Genomic DNA, 18,722 nt, shown 5'->3' on the forward strand with positions numbered 1-18,722 from the left:
TCTACCTAAAGGGGATAATATCAGGTTGCCCTCCTGCTTCTATAAACTTAATTACCGCTATCCAAATATAATTTTAGAAAGTTGTTCATTACTATTTTAATTCAATTGCTCTGACATGTAGATTATTTGTGTTAACTGTTAGCATTATTTCCTTAGCACACTCAGCAAAATACCTTAGAGCTGGTGACACTTGAAGCGATTGATTAAACAACCAGTTGTTTGGAGATATTATCACACAGCCTTCTTCACTTGTTTGAGTTTTCTTTAGGAAATCCCATAACTTGCTGTCTGTCCCACTATCTGAATTTTTGTGTTTTTCAAGGAAGTTATCAATAATTATTTCATAATTTTTGGTCTGGATAGAATTCTGAGAAATTTCATTTTCATTAAAATAAAAATCCTGAACGATTGGATGAAATAATATATTCTCACATTTTAATGTAACCTCCTCTTTTAAATCAGATAGCCGAATTGTGATAAGCTTTTCGTCTTCATAAATTCCCTTAACCGTATCAAAAAAAGGAGCAATGTTACTTAAAATAAAATCTTCCTCTTTAGAAAGAACAGAAAGATCGTAAATGAGGCCATCTTTCTCCAATATAAAAGGAGCGATAATCCATTGTATAATTATATCTTCCTTTAACTGAATAAAATCAGGGGCCACACTGCACTCTATTTTTTTTATATAAAAATCCACTGACTCATCTTCATCAAATCCTTCAATTCCATTTACAAATAAATCTTTTTCTTTATACCAATCCATATAATTTCCCTCCATTAATAAAAAAGCTGCCCGAGTGTTTTTCCGGACAGCAATATTTTTAATTAGTTACTTTAACCAAACTTCCAGTTACAGCCACAATTGTGTAGACTGCATATCTCCCCTCAACAGCTCCATACTTTTCTACCTTAAATGTCCCAGCACCCGGGTTAAAGTCCATTTGATCTCTATATGTTTTTTGATTTCCTCCAAGAGGTTTTACATAGAAATCTTTCTTCCCTACAATGTCACCATCTGAATTCTTTACATCAAAGATGGCTGCTATACTTTGTATTGCTTCACCTTTCTTCGTCAAAGTAATACTCCAATTGCAACTCATTTTCCCTGCCCTTAAGTTTTTACAATTTATTTTTCCGTATCCACCAACACTACCTTTGGCCTGTGTTTCAATTCTACTATTATTATTTTCAGTTAAAGACTTCAAATCTTTTGCATCCTTTAACTCATCAGGGGTAATGCTGCTTTCAACTAGAATAAAATCTTGATTAAGTTCCTCAGAAACATTTCCATTTGTTAAACTCTCATTGCCTTCATTAGATGCGAAGGTCGTAAGAGGTACAAAAAAACAAAAAAATATTGCAAGCACTAAACTCAGAATTCTTTTCATGTAAACGCCTCTAATATATTAAAAATTCTATATCAATATATAATATATTGAATGTCGAAGTAAGATAAATCTTGTCGAATATAAAATACAGTTATATATATCCATTAGTCAGGAAATTTGTCCTATACTTAAAAATTCCAGAAAAAATTTTAACCTATGACTTGTTAATTCACTTCACATCTACGCTAAATTCAAAACGATCAACGAAAAAAGCTCTGCTAACCTTATGGTCGGCAGAGCTTTTCCTTACAGATTTATCACTTTACTTTTTTTAGTCTAGCTGTGATAAAAGCGTTATAATCTCCTCTAATTTCAACATAGTAATAGCCTGGGTTAGGATTTCGGTGATAAGTTTGTAGATTCAGCCCTTTCATTTCAGGTATTAAAACCAGTTGGCTCATTAATATTGTCTTCTCAGTATTTAAATCCTCAAACAATACATAGACATTAGCATTTCCAGCAACCATCATTAATGGATCAAACGATACTTGTTCACCTTCTGTATACAATTTTTCACTTTGTACATAATTCTCATTTTCATGTTTAGTTATATCGACATAACGGGTTGATGCGAAAGCACTTGATGTAAACATCAGAAAAACAGCGACCATTACTAGCAACATCGGTTTAATCTTTTTCATAGAGTACTACATCCTAGAATTTTATATTAATACATAATTAATCCATTCCACTAAATGTGTCGAAGTAAGGGAAAAACTGTAATTCACAATAAATACAAGATTAATATACTTTATGTAATTACTTTTAAAGTTAGCTGTTTTAGAACATAAATAATCCCCACCAACCAATTAGGGTAGCGGGGATTTCGTATTATTTAGTGTATTCACTTACTTCAAATGTGAGGATACGATCGTATAGCATATAATCCTTACGGCTGCCGAATGGCCCTTTGTTATTATTGTGCTTATCAATGGCAAAGAATGAAGCACCTCTACCAGCATCTTTAGTATCATACCAAGCAATAAAGTCATTGACCTCTTTCAGGCTTAGGTCGAATTCTTTTTCAAGACCAGTTGTCATAGTGACCGTCAATATGGCACGGTTTCCTGAAGGCTGCTCTGGATCAGGTTTCTCCCCTGCTTGTGGGGTCGCTGACGCTTCATTGGAGTATTCAGAATCCACACCATTGACCTTAGCACTCACAACAAAGTAGTATTTCGTTCCGTTGGTTAGCCCTGGAATAACGAAGTTGCCATAAGAATCTTTTGTTGCTGTTACTGTTTCAACGTATTTACCTGATTCTGTTCCGTATTTGACTGTATAGCTTTCTGCATTCTCAACTTGATCCCATTTTAAAGTAACTTGACTGTCTCCAGAAGTGGCTGTCAATTCCTGAGTTTGAAATTTTCCAAGAGTTATCTCGTTTATGGCAATCCATGTATCAGAAGATTGAGCAGCAATTTTTATACCGCTATACTTACCTGGTGTCACATCAAAAGGGGGTAAAATACACGCTTGATTAAGCTTCATTTCGACTTTAACTTTTTTGGTACTACTAATGGGAACCCAAGTTCCATCTACTTGGCCATAAATTGTATAGTTAACATTAGATGGGTTGGGAGTTGCCACAACAGCTAATTGGACGTTTTTGAGAGTAACCGGTGCGGGGAAAATTAATTGCAAATACTCTGAGTAACCGCTACTATTCCAATGTGTTTTTAGATTATTATCAAATGCATATTCTCCTGACATAGCACTGGCAGTACTACTGACTTGTACAGTTGTTCCTTCAGGAGGTCTAACTCCTAGCATTCCATCAACAGTTCTATTTTCATCTGCTGCATATACCATTGAGCCACTAAATAAAAATAATAAACTGAACATGATTACCGCTTTTATAATATTATTCTTCACATTATTTTCCTCCTAGTATTCAATTGAACAGATTTTAAAATACTATATTCCTTATGACAGTCGCCTCTCAGATTTTCTCTTTACTAGCGCATCTTTTCTATCTCCCTTCTCATTCAGTTGATGCAGAAACTGTTCCAGCTTAAACGGTAAAGGCACACCCATTGCACCCAAGCTATCGGCCAACGATAATCCATCACGACCAGCATAAAAATAGATTGCTGTCGTCCGAAAGATCGGTGTCCCTTGGTTGTAACCAGTCGTCCACTTGTGCGGACAATCCCACGACCACCAGAACCGTAGCCTTACGGATGCCACCCCAGAACACCACATCGCTGTCCACTTTCTTTTCTTAATAGCTCCTGCAAACACCAGAAAAAAAATCTAACGCAATCAATATAAGCAGCACCTGCAGTGATTTATCCCATCCGTCCAAAAATGTAATTATCAGTCCGACAAGCGCAGCCCCCCTGTCGCTGCTTCCTTCCCTGATGTGCCTACCATTGCGGCCCACAGATGCTGTCAAACATTTTTATTTGGCTCATTACTTGCTCCCCTTTGCAAAACAAAGCGCCCGACCACTCCGAGGGCATAAAAAAAGCCCGCGAAATCCTCGACGGGCATGTTGTCGTTCAATCTTATTGATGATATTTTTCACTGCCGTTTGAGTTCTCTCTAAAAACTCGGCATATGCATCCAAGAGCTCTTTATGCTCTTCAAATACGTTTCTAGGTGGTTTCACAGCTATTAAGCTTGCATGGGCTTAATCCGGAATTGACTCCTCATTCTCTTCGACATACGCATGTCTCTCTGCTGGCCGAAGCTGGCACTGAATTGCACGAAATAATGGATAGACTTGGACACAAAGACGATGATACAACCCAGCAGATTTATCTGCACATCACCAAACATAAAAAGAAAGAAGCCTCCCACAAGTTCTTAGAACTCATGAGAGGCTTATAATATCCATTCTTATGTTACCCAAATGTTATCCTTCAACCATTTGAACAACGGAAAACCTTGATGAATAAGGCATTTCAGCCTTTATTACATCATTCCGCCCATTCCGCCCATGCCACCCATATCAGGCATTGCAGCCTTTTCTGGTTCTGGTTTGTCAGCGATAACTGCTTCGGTAGTCAGGAACATTGCTGCTACGGATGCAGCGTTTTGCAATGCATAACGAGTTACTTTCGCAGGGTCTACGATACCAGCTTCGATCATGTTTACCCAGTCGCCAGTAGCTGCGTTGAAACCAACGCCAACTTCTTCGCGTTTCAGACGCTCAACGATGACAGAGCCTTCTTCGCCTGCGTTAGCAGCGATCGTACGGATTGGAGCTTCCAGAGCGCGCAACACGATGTTTACGCCTGTCTGCTCGTCGCCTTGCAGTTCAACGGCTGCAACTGCTTTGTATACGTTCAGGAGCGCTACACCACCACCGGATACGATACCTTCTTCAACCGCAGCACGGGTTGCGTTCAGGGCATCTTCGATGCGCAGTTTGCGTTCTTTCAATTCTGTTTCAGTAGCCGCACCGACTTTGATGACTGCTACGCCGCCGGACAATTTAGCCAGACGCTCTTGCAGCTTCTCTTTGTCGAACTCGGAAGTAGTTTCTTCCAATTGTGTACGGATTTGGCTAACACGAGCGTCGATGTCGGCTTTGTTTCCAGCACCGTCAACCACAATCGTATTTTCTTTCGTGATACGCACTTGACGTGCAGTACCCAGTTGGTCCACGGAAGCAGATTTCAGGTCCAGACCCAGTTCTTCCGTGATTACTTGACCGCCTGTCAGGGCAGCGATATCTTGCAGCATTGCTTTACGACGGTCACCAAAGCCTGGAGCTTTAACAGCTACAGCGTTGAATGTACCACGCAGTTTGTTGACAACCAGCATCGCCAGCGCTTCGCCTTCGATGTCTTCAGCGATCAGAACGAGCGGCTTGCCTTGTTGTACGATTTTTTCAAGCAATGGCAGGATTTCTTGTGTGTTCGTGATTTTTTTGTCTGTGATCAGGATATACGGATTGTCCAGTACAGCTTCCATTTTGTCCGTATCTGTAATCATGTACGGGGAAATGTAGCCACGGTCAAACTGCATACCTTCAACGACTTCCAGCTCTGTTGCAAAACCGCGGGATTCTTCAACAGTGATGACACCGTCTTTGCCCACTTTTTCCATAGCTTCAGCGATCAGTTCGCCTACTTCATCGTCAGCAGCGGAAATTCCGGCTACTTGTGCAATGGATTGTTTGCTTTCGATTGGTTTGGAGATGGATTGCAATTCAGCAACAGCCGCTTTAACCGCTTTGTCGATCCCTTTGCGGATACCGATCGGGCTTGCGCCGGCAGTTACGTTTTTCAAACCTTCTGTGATGAGGGCTTGAGCCAAAACTGTAGCCGTAGTTGTACCGTCACCAGCTACATCGTTTGTTTTGGTAGCTACTTCTTTAACCAGTTGAGCACCCATATTTTCGAATGCGTCTTCCAGCTCGATTTCTTTTGCAATCGTTACACCGTCATTGGTGATGAGCGGGCTACCGAATTTTTTCTCAAGTACAACGTTACGGCCTTTCGGTCCGAGTGTTACTTTAACAGCGTTAGCCAATGCGTCTACCCCGCGCAGCATGGAGCGGCGAGCGTCTTCACTGAATTTAATGTCTTTAGCCATTTGTGTAAAACCTCCCTATGGATTATGAATGATTCGTTCGATTCCTATATTCAGGTCCTGTCCGGATTCCGGTTAACCGATGATCGCGTGGATATCGCTTTCTTTCATAATCAAATATTCTTTACCTTCATATTTGATTTCCGTTCCAGCGTATTTAGAGAAAATGACACGGTCACCTTCTTTTACTTCCAGAGGAATACGGGCACCATCTTTCAATGCGCCTGCGCCAACCGCGATAATTTTGCCTTCTTGCGGCTTTTCCTTGGCAGAGTCAGGAAGTACGATTCCGAAGGAAGTCGTCGTCTCTTGCTCAATTGCTTCCACCAATACGCGTTCACCCAAAGGTTTGATCATGAAAAAATAGCCTCCTTATTAAGTGTTTTATTCTTTAATTCGGTTGTTATGCTGTATGTATTAGCACTCGACAGTCGTCAGTGCTAACAACCAACTTTATGATACTCAACTTGAGATTGAATTTCAAGTCCCTAATGTATTTTTTATGGGAATTTTTACGGACAGCCCTTCTCGATTATTTCCATCTGACTTAAAAATAACCGTTGTCCTGGGCAAATGCTTATTTTTTAGGCAGCCCAACCGCTGCTTTTTACAATCTGCAAGTCGTCATTTTAGCTACAGGACCTGAAAAAAAACGTTTTATCAAAGCCCATTCAGATCCTGCGTCCTGCCTCACTATTCATGTGCTACACGCATGTGGGCCTCACGTTCCTCCTGTGCACGCAGCTGCCTGCGGTACACGACCGAAGATAAATACACGCTCACTTCATATAGTACCAGCAACGGAATCGCCACCAAAAAATCGGATATAAAATCCGGCGGGGTAATGACAACTGCAACGAACACAAGCAGAAAATAAGAAACTTTCCGCCATTTGCGAAGCCGCATCGGAGTTAAAACATGAATCCCCGTCAGAAACATGATTAGCAACGGGAGTTCAAATAAGAGTGCCACAGGCAGCACAATATTAAACATAAAGGTGAAATACTGCGTGATACCGTACGTTTCATGCAATCCCATGCTTTTGGTGACAGACGACGTAAACTGAATCGCCATCGGGAAAATAATAAAATAGGCAAAAGCTGTACCAATGATGAACAACAGCAGCACGTAAGGCACATAGCGCAAAGTCGCACTCCGCTCCTGCGGCCGCAATCCAGGGCTGACAAACTTCCATAGCTGATAGCATGCGAACGGCAGTGCCACCGCAATCCCGATGATCATAGCAATCTTCATGTAGATACCAATCCCGTCCCAAAAGGAAAATGCATTCAGCTGAAAAGCTTGTGCCGAACCGGAGCGAATGAGCCAGTCATAGACAGGCCCCGCCGCGAACAAGCCGCTAACCAGCGCCAGAACAAATACAATCAGCACATAAATAATTCTGCGACGAAGCTCGCCCAGATGCTCCATTAGCGACATTTCTTGCTCTGATGGGGTCAAGCCCACTCCTCCCTTCCGAACGGAACGCTGTACTGCAGCAACCCTAAAAAATAAAGCCCTTCCCTGAAGAAGAGGCTCATGTTCATAAATTTACGGCAATCGTTTATCCTCAGGCTGAGGCTGAACCTCAGAAGACGTCGGCTGGGATGCTTGAACCACACTGTCTTTCACGCCTTTACGTTCCGTCCGTTCGTCTTCGGACAAAATATCGCGTGCCCCGTTTTTAAACTCACGGAATGTCCGGCCCACAGCTCGTCCCAACTCAGGCAGCTTGTTCGGGCCAAATAGCAGCAGGGCCAGAATAATCAACAAAATATAACCCGGTGCTCCAATATTGGGCATGTGCAGCAATCCTCCTTAATCAATCCTTACGGGTATCATACCACACACAAGTGCTGCCTTCTACCGGAACTGGCCTGTCACCATAAGAAGCGCCTCTGGAAGCTGATCCATAATAGCTGCCAAATTTTCATGCACGCCTTTGGGCGTTCCCGGCAAATTTACAATCAGTGTGCGCCCACGTATTCCCACAATTCCTCGGAATAGCATAGCCGCCGGATTTTTCTGCATCACGCTCATTCGCATCGCTTCGGCCATACCTGGCACTTCGCGTTCCACGACCCGCCGAGTTGCCTCGGGTGTCACATCACGGATCGCCAGCTCGGTTCCGCCCGTAGTCAGTACCAGGTCTGCATGAAAATAATCGGTCATTTCGATTAAAGCCGCAATAATCTCATCCGGTTCATCGGGAACGATCCGGTACTCTACAATCTCTCCGCCCAGTTCTTCTTCGACGAGCTCCCGGATGACCTGTGCGCTTGTATCCTCACGCTCTCCTCTTGCCCCCTTATCACTGGCTGTCAGGATCGCCGTTTTCCACACCATAAGATCACCCTTCTCCTATCATGAAAGAATACTTTCTCTTCTGAAAATCAGAAACAGCCACGCTGCATCCTCCATCACATCACAGTACCCTCTCGGCGACAATGTTATCTATGTCAAGGTTTCCGGTGGTCCTCCCTTTGAAAATCCCCATGCTTGCCGCCTGTTTTGGATTGCAGCATGGTAGGGCCGATGATCATATCTTTTTGCAGCGCCTTGCACATATCATACACGGTTAACGCTGCGGCTGAAGCCGCTGTCAAAGCTTCCATTTCTACACCTGTTTTACCCTCGGTCTTCACTTCAACCTCAATATGGAGCACATCATGTCCATTATCGGAAAAAGTAATATTTACGCCTGTCAGGGCCAGCGGATGACACATCGGAATCCAGTCCGACGTTTTTTTCGCGCCTTGAATCCCTGCGACCTGCGCTACAGCAAGAACATCGCCCTTGCCGATCCTTCCTTCTTTCACAGCCGACAATGTAGCCGGATTCATCGTAATCTGTGTCACAGCGACTGCCGTACGAACCGTGGACGCTTTGCCCGAAATATCCACCATACGAGCCCGTCCCTGTTCGTTAAAATGAGTAAAGGAATCCACGACTCCCTCACAGCTCCTTTCACATACCAGATACTTCGTTTCATTAGTCATTTCTTAGTTTTGCATAATCAGAATCCAAAGACCCTTCCGTGGTAAAAAGAACATCCACTCTCAAATCCCCCAGCTCCATGGGCACCCGCTCCAGCAATTGTCCCGGCAGCAGCAGCGAGACATAAAGCGGACCTGGGTAGCCGTTGTTACGCTTCCCTGCCTCAACCTGTGCGGTAAAGCGGTCATAGTAGCCCCCGCCGTAGCCAATTCTACCTCCCAGGCGATCAAAGGCCAAGCCGGGCACAACAACCCAGTCGATTTCCGTCCACCTTGCAGGCAGCCATTCCTCGCATGTCGGTGCAGGCTCAGGAATGTTCCAAATACCTGGCACGATATCACCGTGCTGATCCATTTCTCTTAGCTCCATGGTCCGGGTTGCTGGATTCACTCTCGGAGCCAGAACACGATCCCCCTGTGACCAGCAATGCTCAATGAGGGGAGCTGTCGAAATCTCGCTGCCGAATGAGAGATAGCTAAATAAGGTTAGCTTGTCTCCGTTTCTGTTTATTCTAAGCTGCTCCCATGCCTCGATTGCATGTCGACAGGCCACAGCCGATGCTTTCTGCCTTGTCAACGGGTCCATGGAGTCCCGCGCATCCCTTTGTTGCAAACGCAGCGCGTTTTTCACACTACAGACATCCACCTATCCGCCCTCCCGCACAATCGTCGCTAATACTTCAAAACGTTACAATAATCCATTTGAGTTCATTTGTCAGTAAGTGCTGTACGTTGCAAGTTTCTTTCATTCTTTTTCAGTCCTGATTTAAGTTTATCATTGTTTATACAAATTGACTACACGCGGCTCAAGGGTTTACGAGGCAATAGCAGTGCAATAGTGGGTATTTTCATGTAAACTGGAAGGAAAGCGCCTGCCGGGAAAGCAGGGAAACTGTGCAAAATGTAATGGAGGAACGATACGCGATGCTATTGCAAGTAACCGGAATTACAAAATCCTATGGAATTGAGCCCGTGCTGGACGGGATTAACCTTCAAATATTAGAACGTGAACGCATTGGACTGGTAGGTGTGAACGGTGCAGGCAAATCGACCCTGCTCAAAATCATCGCTGGTGAAATATCCTATGACAATGGACAAATTTTCAAAGCAAAGGAGACCAGCATCGGTTATCTGGCACAAAACAGCGGATTGAATTCGGACCGATCGATCTGGGGAGAAATGATGCTGGTATTCGCTCCACTGATTGAAGCGGAGCAGGAGTTGCGGCAAATGGAGCAGGAAATCGCTGACCCGGCCAATGCGCAGAACGAAAAGCGCTATGCTGATCTGCTGGAACGCTATGCACGACGGTCAGACTGGTTCAAGGATCACGGCGGCTATGAAATGGAGACCCGTATTCGCAGCGTGCTGCATGGCATGGGCTTTGGTTCATTTCCACCGGAGACGCCTGTAGCTACACTGAGCGGCGGACAGAAAACACGCCTCGCACTGGCACGCATTCTGCTGCTTGCTCCAGACGTGCTTATGCTCGATGAGCCGACCAACTATCTCGATATCCAGACATTGACTTGGCTGGAGGACTATTTGCGCGGCTATTCCGGCTCTCTGCTGGTCGTATCACATGACCGATATTTTCTGGATCGGCTGGTAACGACGATTATTGAAATCGAACGCCACCGCTCCACCCGCTATACAGGCAACTATAGCCGCTATATGGAGCTGAAAGCTGCCGAGTACGAAACGGATCTCAAGCATTACGAAAAGCAACAAGACGAAATCGCCCGTATGGAGGCATTTATACAACGTAATATCGTGCGAGCCTCCACAACCAGACGTGCCCAAAGCCGCCGCAAGCAGTTGGATAAAATGGAGCGTATGGATCGACCGATGGGCGATTTGAAAAAAGCCCATTTTTCCTTTGAAACGGCCCATATGTCGGGTAAGGAAGTGTTGGAGGTGCGCGACCTCTCCGTAGCGTATGAGGGTAAACTGCCTTTATTCCAGCATGCATCCTTTGATTTAAAACGTGGAGATACGGTGGCACTGATTGGTCCGAACGGGATCGGAAAATCGACGCTACTCAAGAGCCTGACCGGATCGCTCAAACCTGCTGCCGGCTCCATTCACTGGGGCACGAAAATTAAAATCGGCCTGTATGACCAGGAGCAGACGAATCTGAACCCGACCAATACTGTGCTGGAGGAGCTGTGGAGCGAGTATCCTCATATGGAGGAAGCACGGATTCGTACGGTGCTGGGGAATTTTCTGTTCAGCGGTGACGATGTGTTAAAAAAGATATCTACATTAAGCGGCGGGGAAAAAGCCCGTGTATCTCTGGCCAAGCTGATGCTTCGCGAAGCCAATGTATTGATTCTCGATGAGCCTACCAACCATCTGGATCTGTTCAGCAAAGAAGTGCTGGAGGCTGCCTTGATGGACTATGACGGTACGCTGCTATTCATTTCCCATGACCGTTATTTCCTGAACAAAATGGCGGAGCGTGTCATTGAGCTTCATCCTGAAGGGATACAACATTTCCTGGGGAATTATGATGACTATGTTGCCAAAAAACAGGAGCTGGAGGAGATAGCACAGGAAGCTCTGGAGGCAGGTCAAGCCACCCGCAGCAAAACATCGGCTGCCTCTGCATCCGTAACAGACGAGACCTCATCTAAATCACGTGCGGCAACCTATGCGGCAGACAAACAGGCCAAGAGCGAGGAACGCAGCCGTCAGCGTAAGCTGGAAGCCCTGGAAAACCAAATTAAAGTGTTGGAGGAGCAAATTTTAGGGCTAGAGGAGCAAATGACCCTGCCAGAGATTTATCAGGACTATGAGGCGCTTCAGGAAATTCAGGTACAACTCGACAACCATAAACAGGAATTGGCTCAAACCTATGCGTCTTGGGAAGAACTGTTAGAGGATTAAAGCTACTGCATTAAATCTTGGCCCAAGAAATTTCACATTTGCCTCTTCCTACTTTTTGTACACAGGGATATCCACAACTTATGTGCATGAATGATATTGAAAAATGGCCTTTTGGGCCATTTTTTTATTGTTAAAAAGCCATCTTCAAGTGAAAACCAAATTTATCCACCCTTTTATCCACATTATCCACAGATTCCACAACAGCTAGAGGCGCAAAATATCCCCTAGCTTACAATCTCCAAAAAGCCTTAACCTGCTTGCTTCGAGAATGATTATCCACATTTTCAATGGTATATGTGGATAACTTTGTTCACAACTTGACAGATCATATCATTGTTCGAGCAATATTAAAACCACCGAGTTTTTTGATGAATCATGAAACACCTTGTACGATTGTGACGAACCATGCGGGAGGATAAAATGCTATCATTGATCAGCTCAAACTCCTTTAATTATTCCTCTTGAATTGATACTGTTTTTATAGTAGATAGGCTAGAACAAAAAAAAGACACGACCTCAAATGTGCCGTGTCTTGCTCATTCCTGTTCAATTAAGATTGGACAGACCATTCCTCCAGAGACAGCCCTGGATCTGCCTTCATGTCCAATGAGGTAAATTCACCGCGCTTCCATTTGGCATGAGCCGCAGCTCCGATCATGGCTGCATTGTCTGTACAATATTTCATGGAAGGTACAAGCAGCTCGATTCCTTCACGCTCGCAGCGCTCACGCAATGCTGTACGCAGTCCTTGATTGGCGGCGACACCGCCACACAGCAGAAGCTGCTTCGCACGGTATTCACGCATGGCACGAATCGCTTTTTCTACCAGTACCTCGATGACCGACTCTTGAAAGCCTCTTGCGATAGCTCCAGCTTGAACGGACTCTCCGCGCATTTTCGTCTGATTGATTACATTCAGCACCGCAGATTTCAAACCGCTAAAGCTAAAATCATAAGAGTCCGGCTCCAGCCATGCACGCGGCAAAGTGACGACTTCCTCCGATTCGTGGGCCACACGATCCACATGCGGACCACCGGGATACGGAAATCCAATGGCTCGCGCTACTTTGTCATAGGCTTCCCCGACTGCATCATCCCTTGTCCGGCCAATGAGTTGAAACTGGCCTTCGGACTCCATCAGCACCAGCTCCGTATGTCCTCCTGACACCACGAGTGCGATGCACGGATACACGATATCATGCTCCAACTGATTGGCATAAATATGTCCCGCAATATGATGCGTCCCGATCAACGGCTTGCCGAACGCCATCGCAGCGCTTTTGGCAGCGACAATGCCAACCAGTAATGCACCGACCAGCCCCGGCCCTTGCGTCACGGCAACTGCCGAAAGCTCGCGGGGCGTAATGCCAGATGCTTGCATGGCTTCGTCCAGCATGTAAGTAATGCTCTCCACATGCTTGCGCGATGCCACCTCTGGCACCACACCGCCAAAGGCTTTGTGTGTTTCAATCTGACTGGAAATCAGATTGGAAAGTACCTCTGTACCATTTTTCACGACGGAAACAGCCGTCTCATCACAACTCGTTTCCACGGCCAGTATATAGCAAGGCTCGCCGGAGGCGGTGCCTGTACCTGCTTTTTCCACTTGCGTCATTGCTCCTGCACGCTTCCTTCCTGTTCATTGGATGCCTTATGCGCGGGAAGATCCGCCCACATAATCACGGCATCCTCGTTATTATCCGAATAATAGCCTTTGCGGACACCTGCGGGCTTAAATCCTTTTTTCTCATACAAGCCCTGAGCGATCCGATTCGTTACCCGTACCTCCAGCGTCATGCGTTCCATCCCTAAATATGAGGCGGTCTGCATCAGCTCATCCAACAGCTTGTCCCCAAGCTTGCGCCCGCGAAAGGCCTCACGAACCGCAACATTCGTAATATGGGCCTCATCCATAATCGTCCACATGCCCGCGTAGCCGATGGCTTGTCCGTTCAGTTCCATAATCATATATTTGGCAAAATGATTCATTGTCAGCTCATTGCGGAATGCTTCCTCCGTCCACGGCAGCGTGAACGCCTCATGCTCAATCTCCAGCACATCGGGAATATCCTCCAGCTGCATCAAGCGAAACTCAAGCTTCTCTTCCCGTTGTATGTTCTTTGCCATGTTGTTCACCGCTCTCTTTAGCGCTGACGAAGCAGATTGGCTTCCGCCTCCGCCAGCTGGGTATAATTCGGAACCAGCGTATGTAGCTCGTCATATTCCTGACGAAGCAGCTTATCCGCCCCAAGGCGGCCTGCCCATCTTCCTTCCAGCTCATAGGATACAATACGAAGCTCGCTCCATGCACGCAGGCGCTCGGCAGTTTCGGCGTGAATCACTGTTTCACCGACGAGCCAAATAACTGCTGGACGCTCCTCGGAAGGCAAAGCCTCCAGTCGTTGCAACAGGTCCTCGGTCCAGGTGGACATTAGCCGGATCGCATCCGGCTTCAGCCGCTGCGGGCTATCATCGGTGCCGTCAACTGTATTCACGGCGAACAGCCCCGTGTAAACCTGTCCACGGCGCGCATCCAGCACAGGCACAATCCAGTCTGCTGCCTTCGCTCCAGCTGGACTTTCACTCACCGACTCACTTTTCCCTGCTTGCTCCTGCATCACGATACCACGATTCCACCCTCCCCACGCCAAAGCGTGCAAAGTGGATATGGATGTCACCGGGACGCCCCAGGCCCAAGCGAGGGTTTTGGCTGCAGTCACTGCAATCCGGATACCGGTGTAAGAACCCGGTCCGACACCGACTGCAATGCCGTCTACATCATCACGCGTCAATCCTGCTTCGCTCAGGAGCCGTTCCAGCTCGGTAATGACATGCACCGAGTGATTACGTTCACCATATACATTGCTTTCTCCCAGCAGCTCTCTTCCGTTCATCAGGGCGGCTGCCATCACGGTCGTCGCTGTATCTAACACCAAAAACCGCTCACGCGGCTTTACATTCTCATCTGTATACTCTCTTCTTTGCATGGTTCAAACTCCATTCTCCCGCAAACTGCGGCACCATTGTTCATAAGGCTCGCCATACCCGGTCAGATGAATCAAGCGCTCCCCGACATCCGTCGTTTCTATATACATGTGAAGCCTTTGCTCCGGCAATATATCGGGTATAATACTGCCCCATTCCACCAGACATACGCCTGCTCCGTAAAAATACTCATCCAGCCCAAGGTCCTCTGCCTCATCCTGGGTGATGCGGTACACATCCATATGGTACAAGGGCAAACGGCCCTCATACTCCTTGATTAGCGTAAAGGTTGGGCTGTTTACAATACCCGGGACACCCAAATGGCTGGCAAAAGCTTTGGAAAAGGCAGTTTTGCCTGCTCCCAGATCTCCGTCCAGCACGATCACCGTTCCGGGAACGGCTAGGGCTGCCAAATCACCCGCCAAAGCCCCGGTCTGCGCCTCGGCAGCAGAACGAAATGTATACTGTTCCTGCGAAATTGTCATATGCTTTAATCACCTTTCGTCCACAACTGACCGTTCCAACTTGTTTTTAATTATATAGTTCACCTTATGTCGCCGCAAGGCATGAAGACATGCTATTGTATGTTAGGTAAGACACACAAGGAGGGAATCGATACGATGGGACAAAACGTGTTACTCGTGATTGATGTTCAGCAGGCTATGTTCATGTATGATGAAAAGCTGTATCGTGAGCAGGAAGTGGTAGCGAATTTGCAGCAGCTTTTAGCCAAAGCCAGAGCCGCAGGCACACCGGTGATTTTTGTGCAGCATACGGTTGAAGCGGATGAGGATTTCCGGGAAAACAGTGCTGGCTGGCCTATCGCCGACGTGGTGCGTCCTCTTCCTCATGAACGAATTGTCCGTAAATCGTCCTGGGACAGCTTTTACCAAACCGAATTGCAGCATGTGCTCCAGGAATTAGAGGCCGATCAGCTCATAATCGCGGGGATGCAGACAGAGTTCTGCCTCGACACGACTTGCCGAAGCGCCTATAGTTTGGGATACCAAAATAATGTACTTGTATCGGATGCACATAGTACATTTAATAGCAAGGTGCTGAGCGGGGAACAAATTGTAGCTCATCACAATACGGTGCTCGGCAATCGTTTTGTGCGTTTGCTCGCGACGGCGGATGTACATTTTGCGTGAGCTTGACCATCATAAAAAAATAGCCCCAGTTTGCTGCCAAGACCGGGGCTACATGCATTATTCAGTTTTTAACCTGTCGCAGTTCGTAAGCTTATATCCTCTATAACATCCATATCAATGTAATAAGTTTTCAATCAGTTCAAGGAATCCACGAGATTCTTAACTTGTGGATGGAGGTTCAGTGCATTCAGAACAATCGTTAGAGCCTCCGCACGTGTGGCATTGCCCTGTGGATCAAATGCGCCATTGCTCTTGCCATTGATAATACCCGCTTCTGCGACATCCTTAATTGCGTTCGTTGCAAAGGAACTTGCAATGGATATATCTGTAAAGTTACCTTTGGAATCATCTTTATTCACACCACTCAAGTTCACAATACGGGATAGGATGATAGCCATTTCTTCACGGCTAATCGTTTGGTTCGGTTTGAAGGTTCCATCGCCATATCCACCAATTACCCCTGCGTTAGCCAGCTTCTCAATAGCTTCCTTAGCCCAGTGACTGCTAATATCACTCATAGCAGCGGAATGATCAGCACCGCCACTAATATCGAATGCGCGAGAGATAAGCATTGCGAACTCCGCACGTGTGATATTGCCATTAGGTTTGAACTGTCCATCCCCATAACCTTTGATAATCTGCAGTTTTACAAACGTATCGATCGCCTTTTCGGCCCAGTGCCCTTTAATGTCAGCCATTTCAATCTTGGCATTAGCTTGCTTAGCTTCCGCTACCTTGGACTCGATAGCTTTAACAGAGCTTGCTACATTAACAATGCTGCTCTTGAATACATCAACAGTAGGCTGCGCAGGTTCAGGAGTTGGTGCCGGAGCAGGCGATATGGTTGGTGTTGACGATATAGTCGATGTAGAGGATGCAGATGATGTATCCGTTACTGATTTATCTCTGTTTCTGGATGGCGATGTTGGCGTGACATCCTTGGAGACAGCGGAAGCTGCACTGCTACCTGCACCATTTACAGCTTTTACCGTAAACGTATACATGGTGCCATTTGACAGTCCCGTTACCGTGATCGGGCTTGCCGCTCCTATTGCGGTGATATTCCCCGGTGAGGCTGTGACCTCGTAGCCTGTTATAGGGCTTCCTCCATTCACTACAGGGATGCTGAAGCTGACGGTGGCTTGTTGATTACCTGCCGTTGCAGTTACATCCGTTGGCGATGACGGAACTGTTTTGGGCGTTTCGCTCACTTCATTGGAAGCAGCGCTTTCTCCTCCCGGGTTCGTTGCTTTGACGATAAAATAGTATGTGGTGCCATTCTCCAATCCTGTTACATCATAGCTGTATATCGAACCGCTTACCGTGGTTTCTTCTGACCCATAAGCCCCGGAAGTCGTACTTTTGAATATTTTGTACTCCGTGGAACCGATGATCGGACTCCAAGTAAGGCTTACGTGCGAATCGCCCGCTGTGGCGGGCACCAATACTGGCACTCCAGGCACTGGAACTTGCGGCGTTGCACTCGCTTCGTTGGAGTTGTCACTGTTACCTCCTGAGTTGCTTGCCTTGACTACGAAAAAATATGTCATGCCGTTCGTTAAACCTGTTTCCGTGTAGCTATAGGTCGCCCCGCTCACTGTCGCAACTGGGATTGACTCGTAGGACCCCAATGTTGTTCCCTTGTAAACATCGTAGGTGACTGCTCCTGAAACACTGTTCCAGCTTAAAGTCACTTGTCCGTTACCGGCTGTCGCTGTGAGCCCTGTTGGTGCCGTAGGTGGGGCAATCTGTGGCTTTGCGCTCACTTCATTCGAGGCAGAGCTATCCCCGTGTTCATTGCTAGACCTAACCGTAAAGTAATATGTTGTACCGTTGGTCAGCCCTGTTAATGTTGTAGTTGTTCCGTTGACTGTTGCTACCGGAGCTGCATCGTATATACCTGGCGATGTTCCTTGATACACTTTATAGCTCGTTGCATCCAACACGCTGCTCCAGTTTAATGTTACTTGCCCATCACTTGTTATAGCTGCAAGTTCAGTTGGCGCGTCCGGAGTGTTACTGTAAAGTTGGAACTCTGTAATGGCAGGGAAAAAACTCCACGAGTTAATGGTGACTTTCACATATCTTGCACTGACAGGTTGAGACAATGTTTGATTAATCGTATTCGTAGTACTGCCAGACACTGTATCCACTACAGTCCAGGTTAAATCATCATTACTTGTTTCTAATGTGATTGCACTATTGGCCCGATCAGACCATGTCTCTACAACATAACTATTAAATTGTGTTACCGAGCCTAAGTCAACCTTAAGCCAAGGAGAACCGCTTGCGGTTGAAGGTCCCCACTCACTACGTGGATTACCGTCCACTGCATTACTTGGAAGAGTACCAGCCCATAAACTACTGGCTGTTGCCGTTTTATTTAATGCCAAGTTAGTAGAGCCTGCATGTACAGGGGTCATTCCTGCCATAAGAAATAATACCAATAACGAAGAAATACACCGTCTAATCATCTGTTTCTTTCACTCGCCTCTCGTTATATTCTATGATGAAGTTCATACGAGTTTTGAAACGCTCGATCTGCCAAAACTCCCAACAGTATCGCTTGATTCACTCCCCATATCGCCTCTCCCTCCCGTTGCAACGCATTTTATCACACCGTTCTCACAAAATTCTCACAAAACCACGAAAGCTGTCGATAAATCAAAAAAGAAGCTATCCCCGATAGATTTTTCTACTGGGAATAACCATCGGCTAGTTGTGCCTAGCTTGGGTAAGCGCACAAAAACAAAAGAGCCAAGTGCAAA

General features: G+C 46.1%; 19 protein-coding genes and 1 pseudogene. 3 read left to right on the forward strand and 17 right to left on the reverse strand.

What is annotated here, in order from left to right; translation table 11 throughout:
* Positions 1-91: 91 nt before the first annotated feature.
* The 5 genes from KQI_RS0125625 to KQI_RS29470 all read right to left on the reverse strand — a co-directional run bounded on the left by KQI_RS0125625 (position 92) and on the right by KQI_RS29470 (position 3,578).
* A complete protein-coding gene (locus KQI_RS0125625; protein ID WP_010349759.1) occupies positions 92-763 on the reverse strand; it encodes a hypothetical protein in 672 nt (223 codons plus the stop codon).
* Between the two features lie 58 nt (positions 764-821).
* The gene (locus KQI_RS0125630; protein ID WP_010349760.1) at positions 822-1,388 is read right to left on the reverse strand and encodes a hypothetical protein; all 567 of its coding nucleotides are present in this window, start codon (positions 1,386-1,388) and stop codon (positions 822-824) included.
* A 257-nt stretch (positions 1,389-1,645) separates the two neighbouring features.
* Positions 1,646-2,029, reverse strand: a complete 384-nt coding sequence (locus KQI_RS0125635) for a hypothetical protein (RefSeq protein ID WP_010349761.1) — start codon at positions 2,027-2,029, stop codon at positions 1,646-1,648.
* A gap of 190 nt (positions 2,030-2,219) precedes the next feature.
* The gene (locus tag KQI_RS0125640) at positions 2,220-3,263 is read right to left on the reverse strand and encodes a fibronectin type III domain-containing protein (RefSeq protein ID WP_010349762.1); all 1,044 of its coding nucleotides are present in this window, start codon (positions 3,261-3,263) and stop codon (positions 2,220-2,222) included.
* Between the two features lie 51 nt (positions 3,264-3,314).
* Positions 3,315-3,578: a phage holin family protein gene (locus KQI_RS29470; protein ID WP_241764021.1), complete on the reverse strand. Its 264-nt coding sequence runs from the start codon at positions 3,576-3,578 to the stop codon at positions 3,315-3,317.
* A gap of 423 nt (positions 3,579-4,001) precedes the next feature.
* Between KQI_RS29470 and KQI_RS28260 the strand changes: the two are divergent.
* Positions 4,002-4,223: pseudogene (locus tag KQI_RS28260) on the forward strand (tyrosine-type recombinase/integrase); the annotation flags it as partial.
* Between the two features lie 84 nt (positions 4,224-4,307).
* On the opposite strand, the gene groL reads toward KQI_RS28260, so the two are convergent.
* The 7 genes from groL to KQI_RS0125685 all read right to left on the reverse strand — a co-directional run bounded on the left by groL (position 4,308) and on the right by KQI_RS0125685 (position 9,575).
* Positions 4,308-5,936, reverse strand: coding sequence for a chaperonin GroEL (gene groL / locus KQI_RS0125655; RefSeq protein WP_010349766.1), 1,629 nt, complete (start codon positions 5,934-5,936; stop codon positions 4,308-4,310).
* Between the two features lie 72 nt (positions 5,937-6,008).
* Entirely contained in the window at positions 6,009-6,290 is a 282-nt protein-coding gene (groES, locus tag KQI_RS0125660) for a co-chaperone GroES (protein WP_007429271.1), read from the reverse strand.
* 336 nt (positions 6,291-6,626) lie between these two features.
* Positions 6,627-7,394, reverse strand: a complete 768-nt coding sequence (tatC, locus tag KQI_RS0125665) for a twin-arginine translocase subunit TatC (RefSeq protein WP_010349767.1) — start codon at positions 7,392-7,394, stop codon at positions 6,627-6,629.
* A 90-nt stretch (positions 7,395-7,484) separates the two neighbouring features.
* On the reverse strand, positions 7,485-7,736 hold the full coding sequence (locus KQI_RS0125670) for a twin-arginine translocase TatA/TatE family subunit (protein WP_007429269.1): 252 nt from the start codon (positions 7,734-7,736) through the stop codon (positions 7,485-7,487).
* Between the two features lie 60 nt (positions 7,737-7,796).
* Positions 7,797-8,279, reverse strand: coding sequence for a MogA/MoaB family molybdenum cofactor biosynthesis protein (locus tag KQI_RS0125675; protein ID WP_007429268.1), 483 nt, complete (start codon positions 8,277-8,279; stop codon positions 7,797-7,799).
* A gap of 113 nt (positions 8,280-8,392) precedes the next feature.
* Positions 8,393-8,881: a cyclic pyranopterin monophosphate synthase MoaC gene (gene moaC, locus KQI_RS0125680; protein ID WP_010349768.1), complete on the reverse strand. Its 489-nt coding sequence runs from the start codon at positions 8,879-8,881 to the stop codon at positions 8,393-8,395.
* Positions 8,882-8,924: 43 nt separating this feature from the next.
* Positions 8,925-9,575 carry a 5-formyltetrahydrofolate cyclo-ligase gene (locus tag KQI_RS0125685; protein ID WP_010349770.1) on the reverse strand — a complete coding sequence of 217 codons (651 nt, stop codon included), beginning with the start codon at positions 9,573-9,575 and terminating at the stop codon, positions 8,925-8,927.
* A gap of 278 nt (positions 9,576-9,853) precedes the next feature.
* Between KQI_RS0125685 and KQI_RS0125690 the strand changes: the two genes are divergently transcribed.
* Complete coding sequence (locus tag KQI_RS0125690; protein WP_010349771.1) at positions 9,854-11,818, forward strand: ABC-F family ATP-binding cassette domain-containing protein; 1,965 nt, start codon at positions 9,854-9,856, stop codon at positions 11,816-11,818.
* Between the two features lie 550 nt (positions 11,819-12,368).
* Here the strand turns inward: KQI_RS0125690 and tsaD are convergent.
* Genes tsaD through tsaE form a run of 4 tightly spaced genes read right to left on the reverse strand, consistent with a single transcriptional unit; the run spans position 12,369 to position 15,288 of the window.
* On the reverse strand, positions 12,369-13,433 hold the full coding sequence (tsaD, locus tag KQI_RS0125695) for a tRNA (adenosine(37)-N6)-threonylcarbamoyltransferase complex transferase subunit TsaD (protein ID WP_010349772.1): 1,065 nt from the start codon (positions 13,431-13,433) through the stop codon (positions 12,369-12,371).
* A complete protein-coding gene (gene rimI / locus KQI_RS0125700) occupies positions 13,430-13,945 on the reverse strand; it encodes a ribosomal protein S18-alanine N-acetyltransferase (protein ID WP_010349773.1) in 516 nt (171 codons plus the stop codon). The genes tsaD and rimI overlap by 4 nt, the downstream gene beginning before the upstream one ends.
* A gap of 17 nt (positions 13,946-13,962) precedes the next feature.
* Positions 13,963-14,805: a tRNA (adenosine(37)-N6)-threonylcarbamoyltransferase complex dimerization subunit type 1 TsaB gene (gene tsaB / locus KQI_RS0125705; RefSeq protein WP_010349774.1), complete on the reverse strand. Its 843-nt coding sequence runs from the start codon at positions 14,803-14,805 to the stop codon at positions 13,963-13,965.
* A 3-nt stretch (positions 14,806-14,808) separates the two neighbouring features.
* A complete protein-coding gene (tsaE, locus tag KQI_RS0125710; RefSeq protein ID WP_010349775.1) occupies positions 14,809-15,288 on the reverse strand; it encodes a tRNA (adenosine(37)-N6)-threonylcarbamoyltransferase complex ATPase subunit type 1 TsaE in 480 nt (159 codons plus the stop codon).
* 135 nt (positions 15,289-15,423) lie between these two features.
* Here tsaE and KQI_RS0125715 point away from each other — a divergent pair, with 135 nt between their 5' ends.
* Positions 15,424-15,954 carry a cysteine hydrolase family protein gene (locus tag KQI_RS0125715; RefSeq protein WP_010349776.1) on the forward strand — a complete coding sequence of 177 codons (531 nt, stop codon included), beginning with the start codon at positions 15,424-15,426 and terminating at the stop codon, positions 15,952-15,954.
* Between the two features lie 134 nt (positions 15,955-16,088).
* On the opposite strand, the gene KQI_RS0125720 is transcribed toward KQI_RS0125715, so the two are convergent.
* Positions 16,089-18,428 (reverse strand): S-layer homology domain-containing protein, encoded by a 2,340-nt coding sequence (locus KQI_RS0125720; RefSeq protein ID WP_029390345.1) that lies wholly within the window; start codon positions 18,426-18,428, stop codon positions 16,089-16,091.
* Positions 18,429-18,722 lie beyond the last annotated feature (294 nt).

The organism is Paenibacillus peoriae KCTC 3763, assembly GCF_000236805.1.
Lineage (GTDB): Bacteria > Bacillota > Bacilli > Paenibacillales > Paenibacillaceae > Paenibacillus > Paenibacillus peoriae.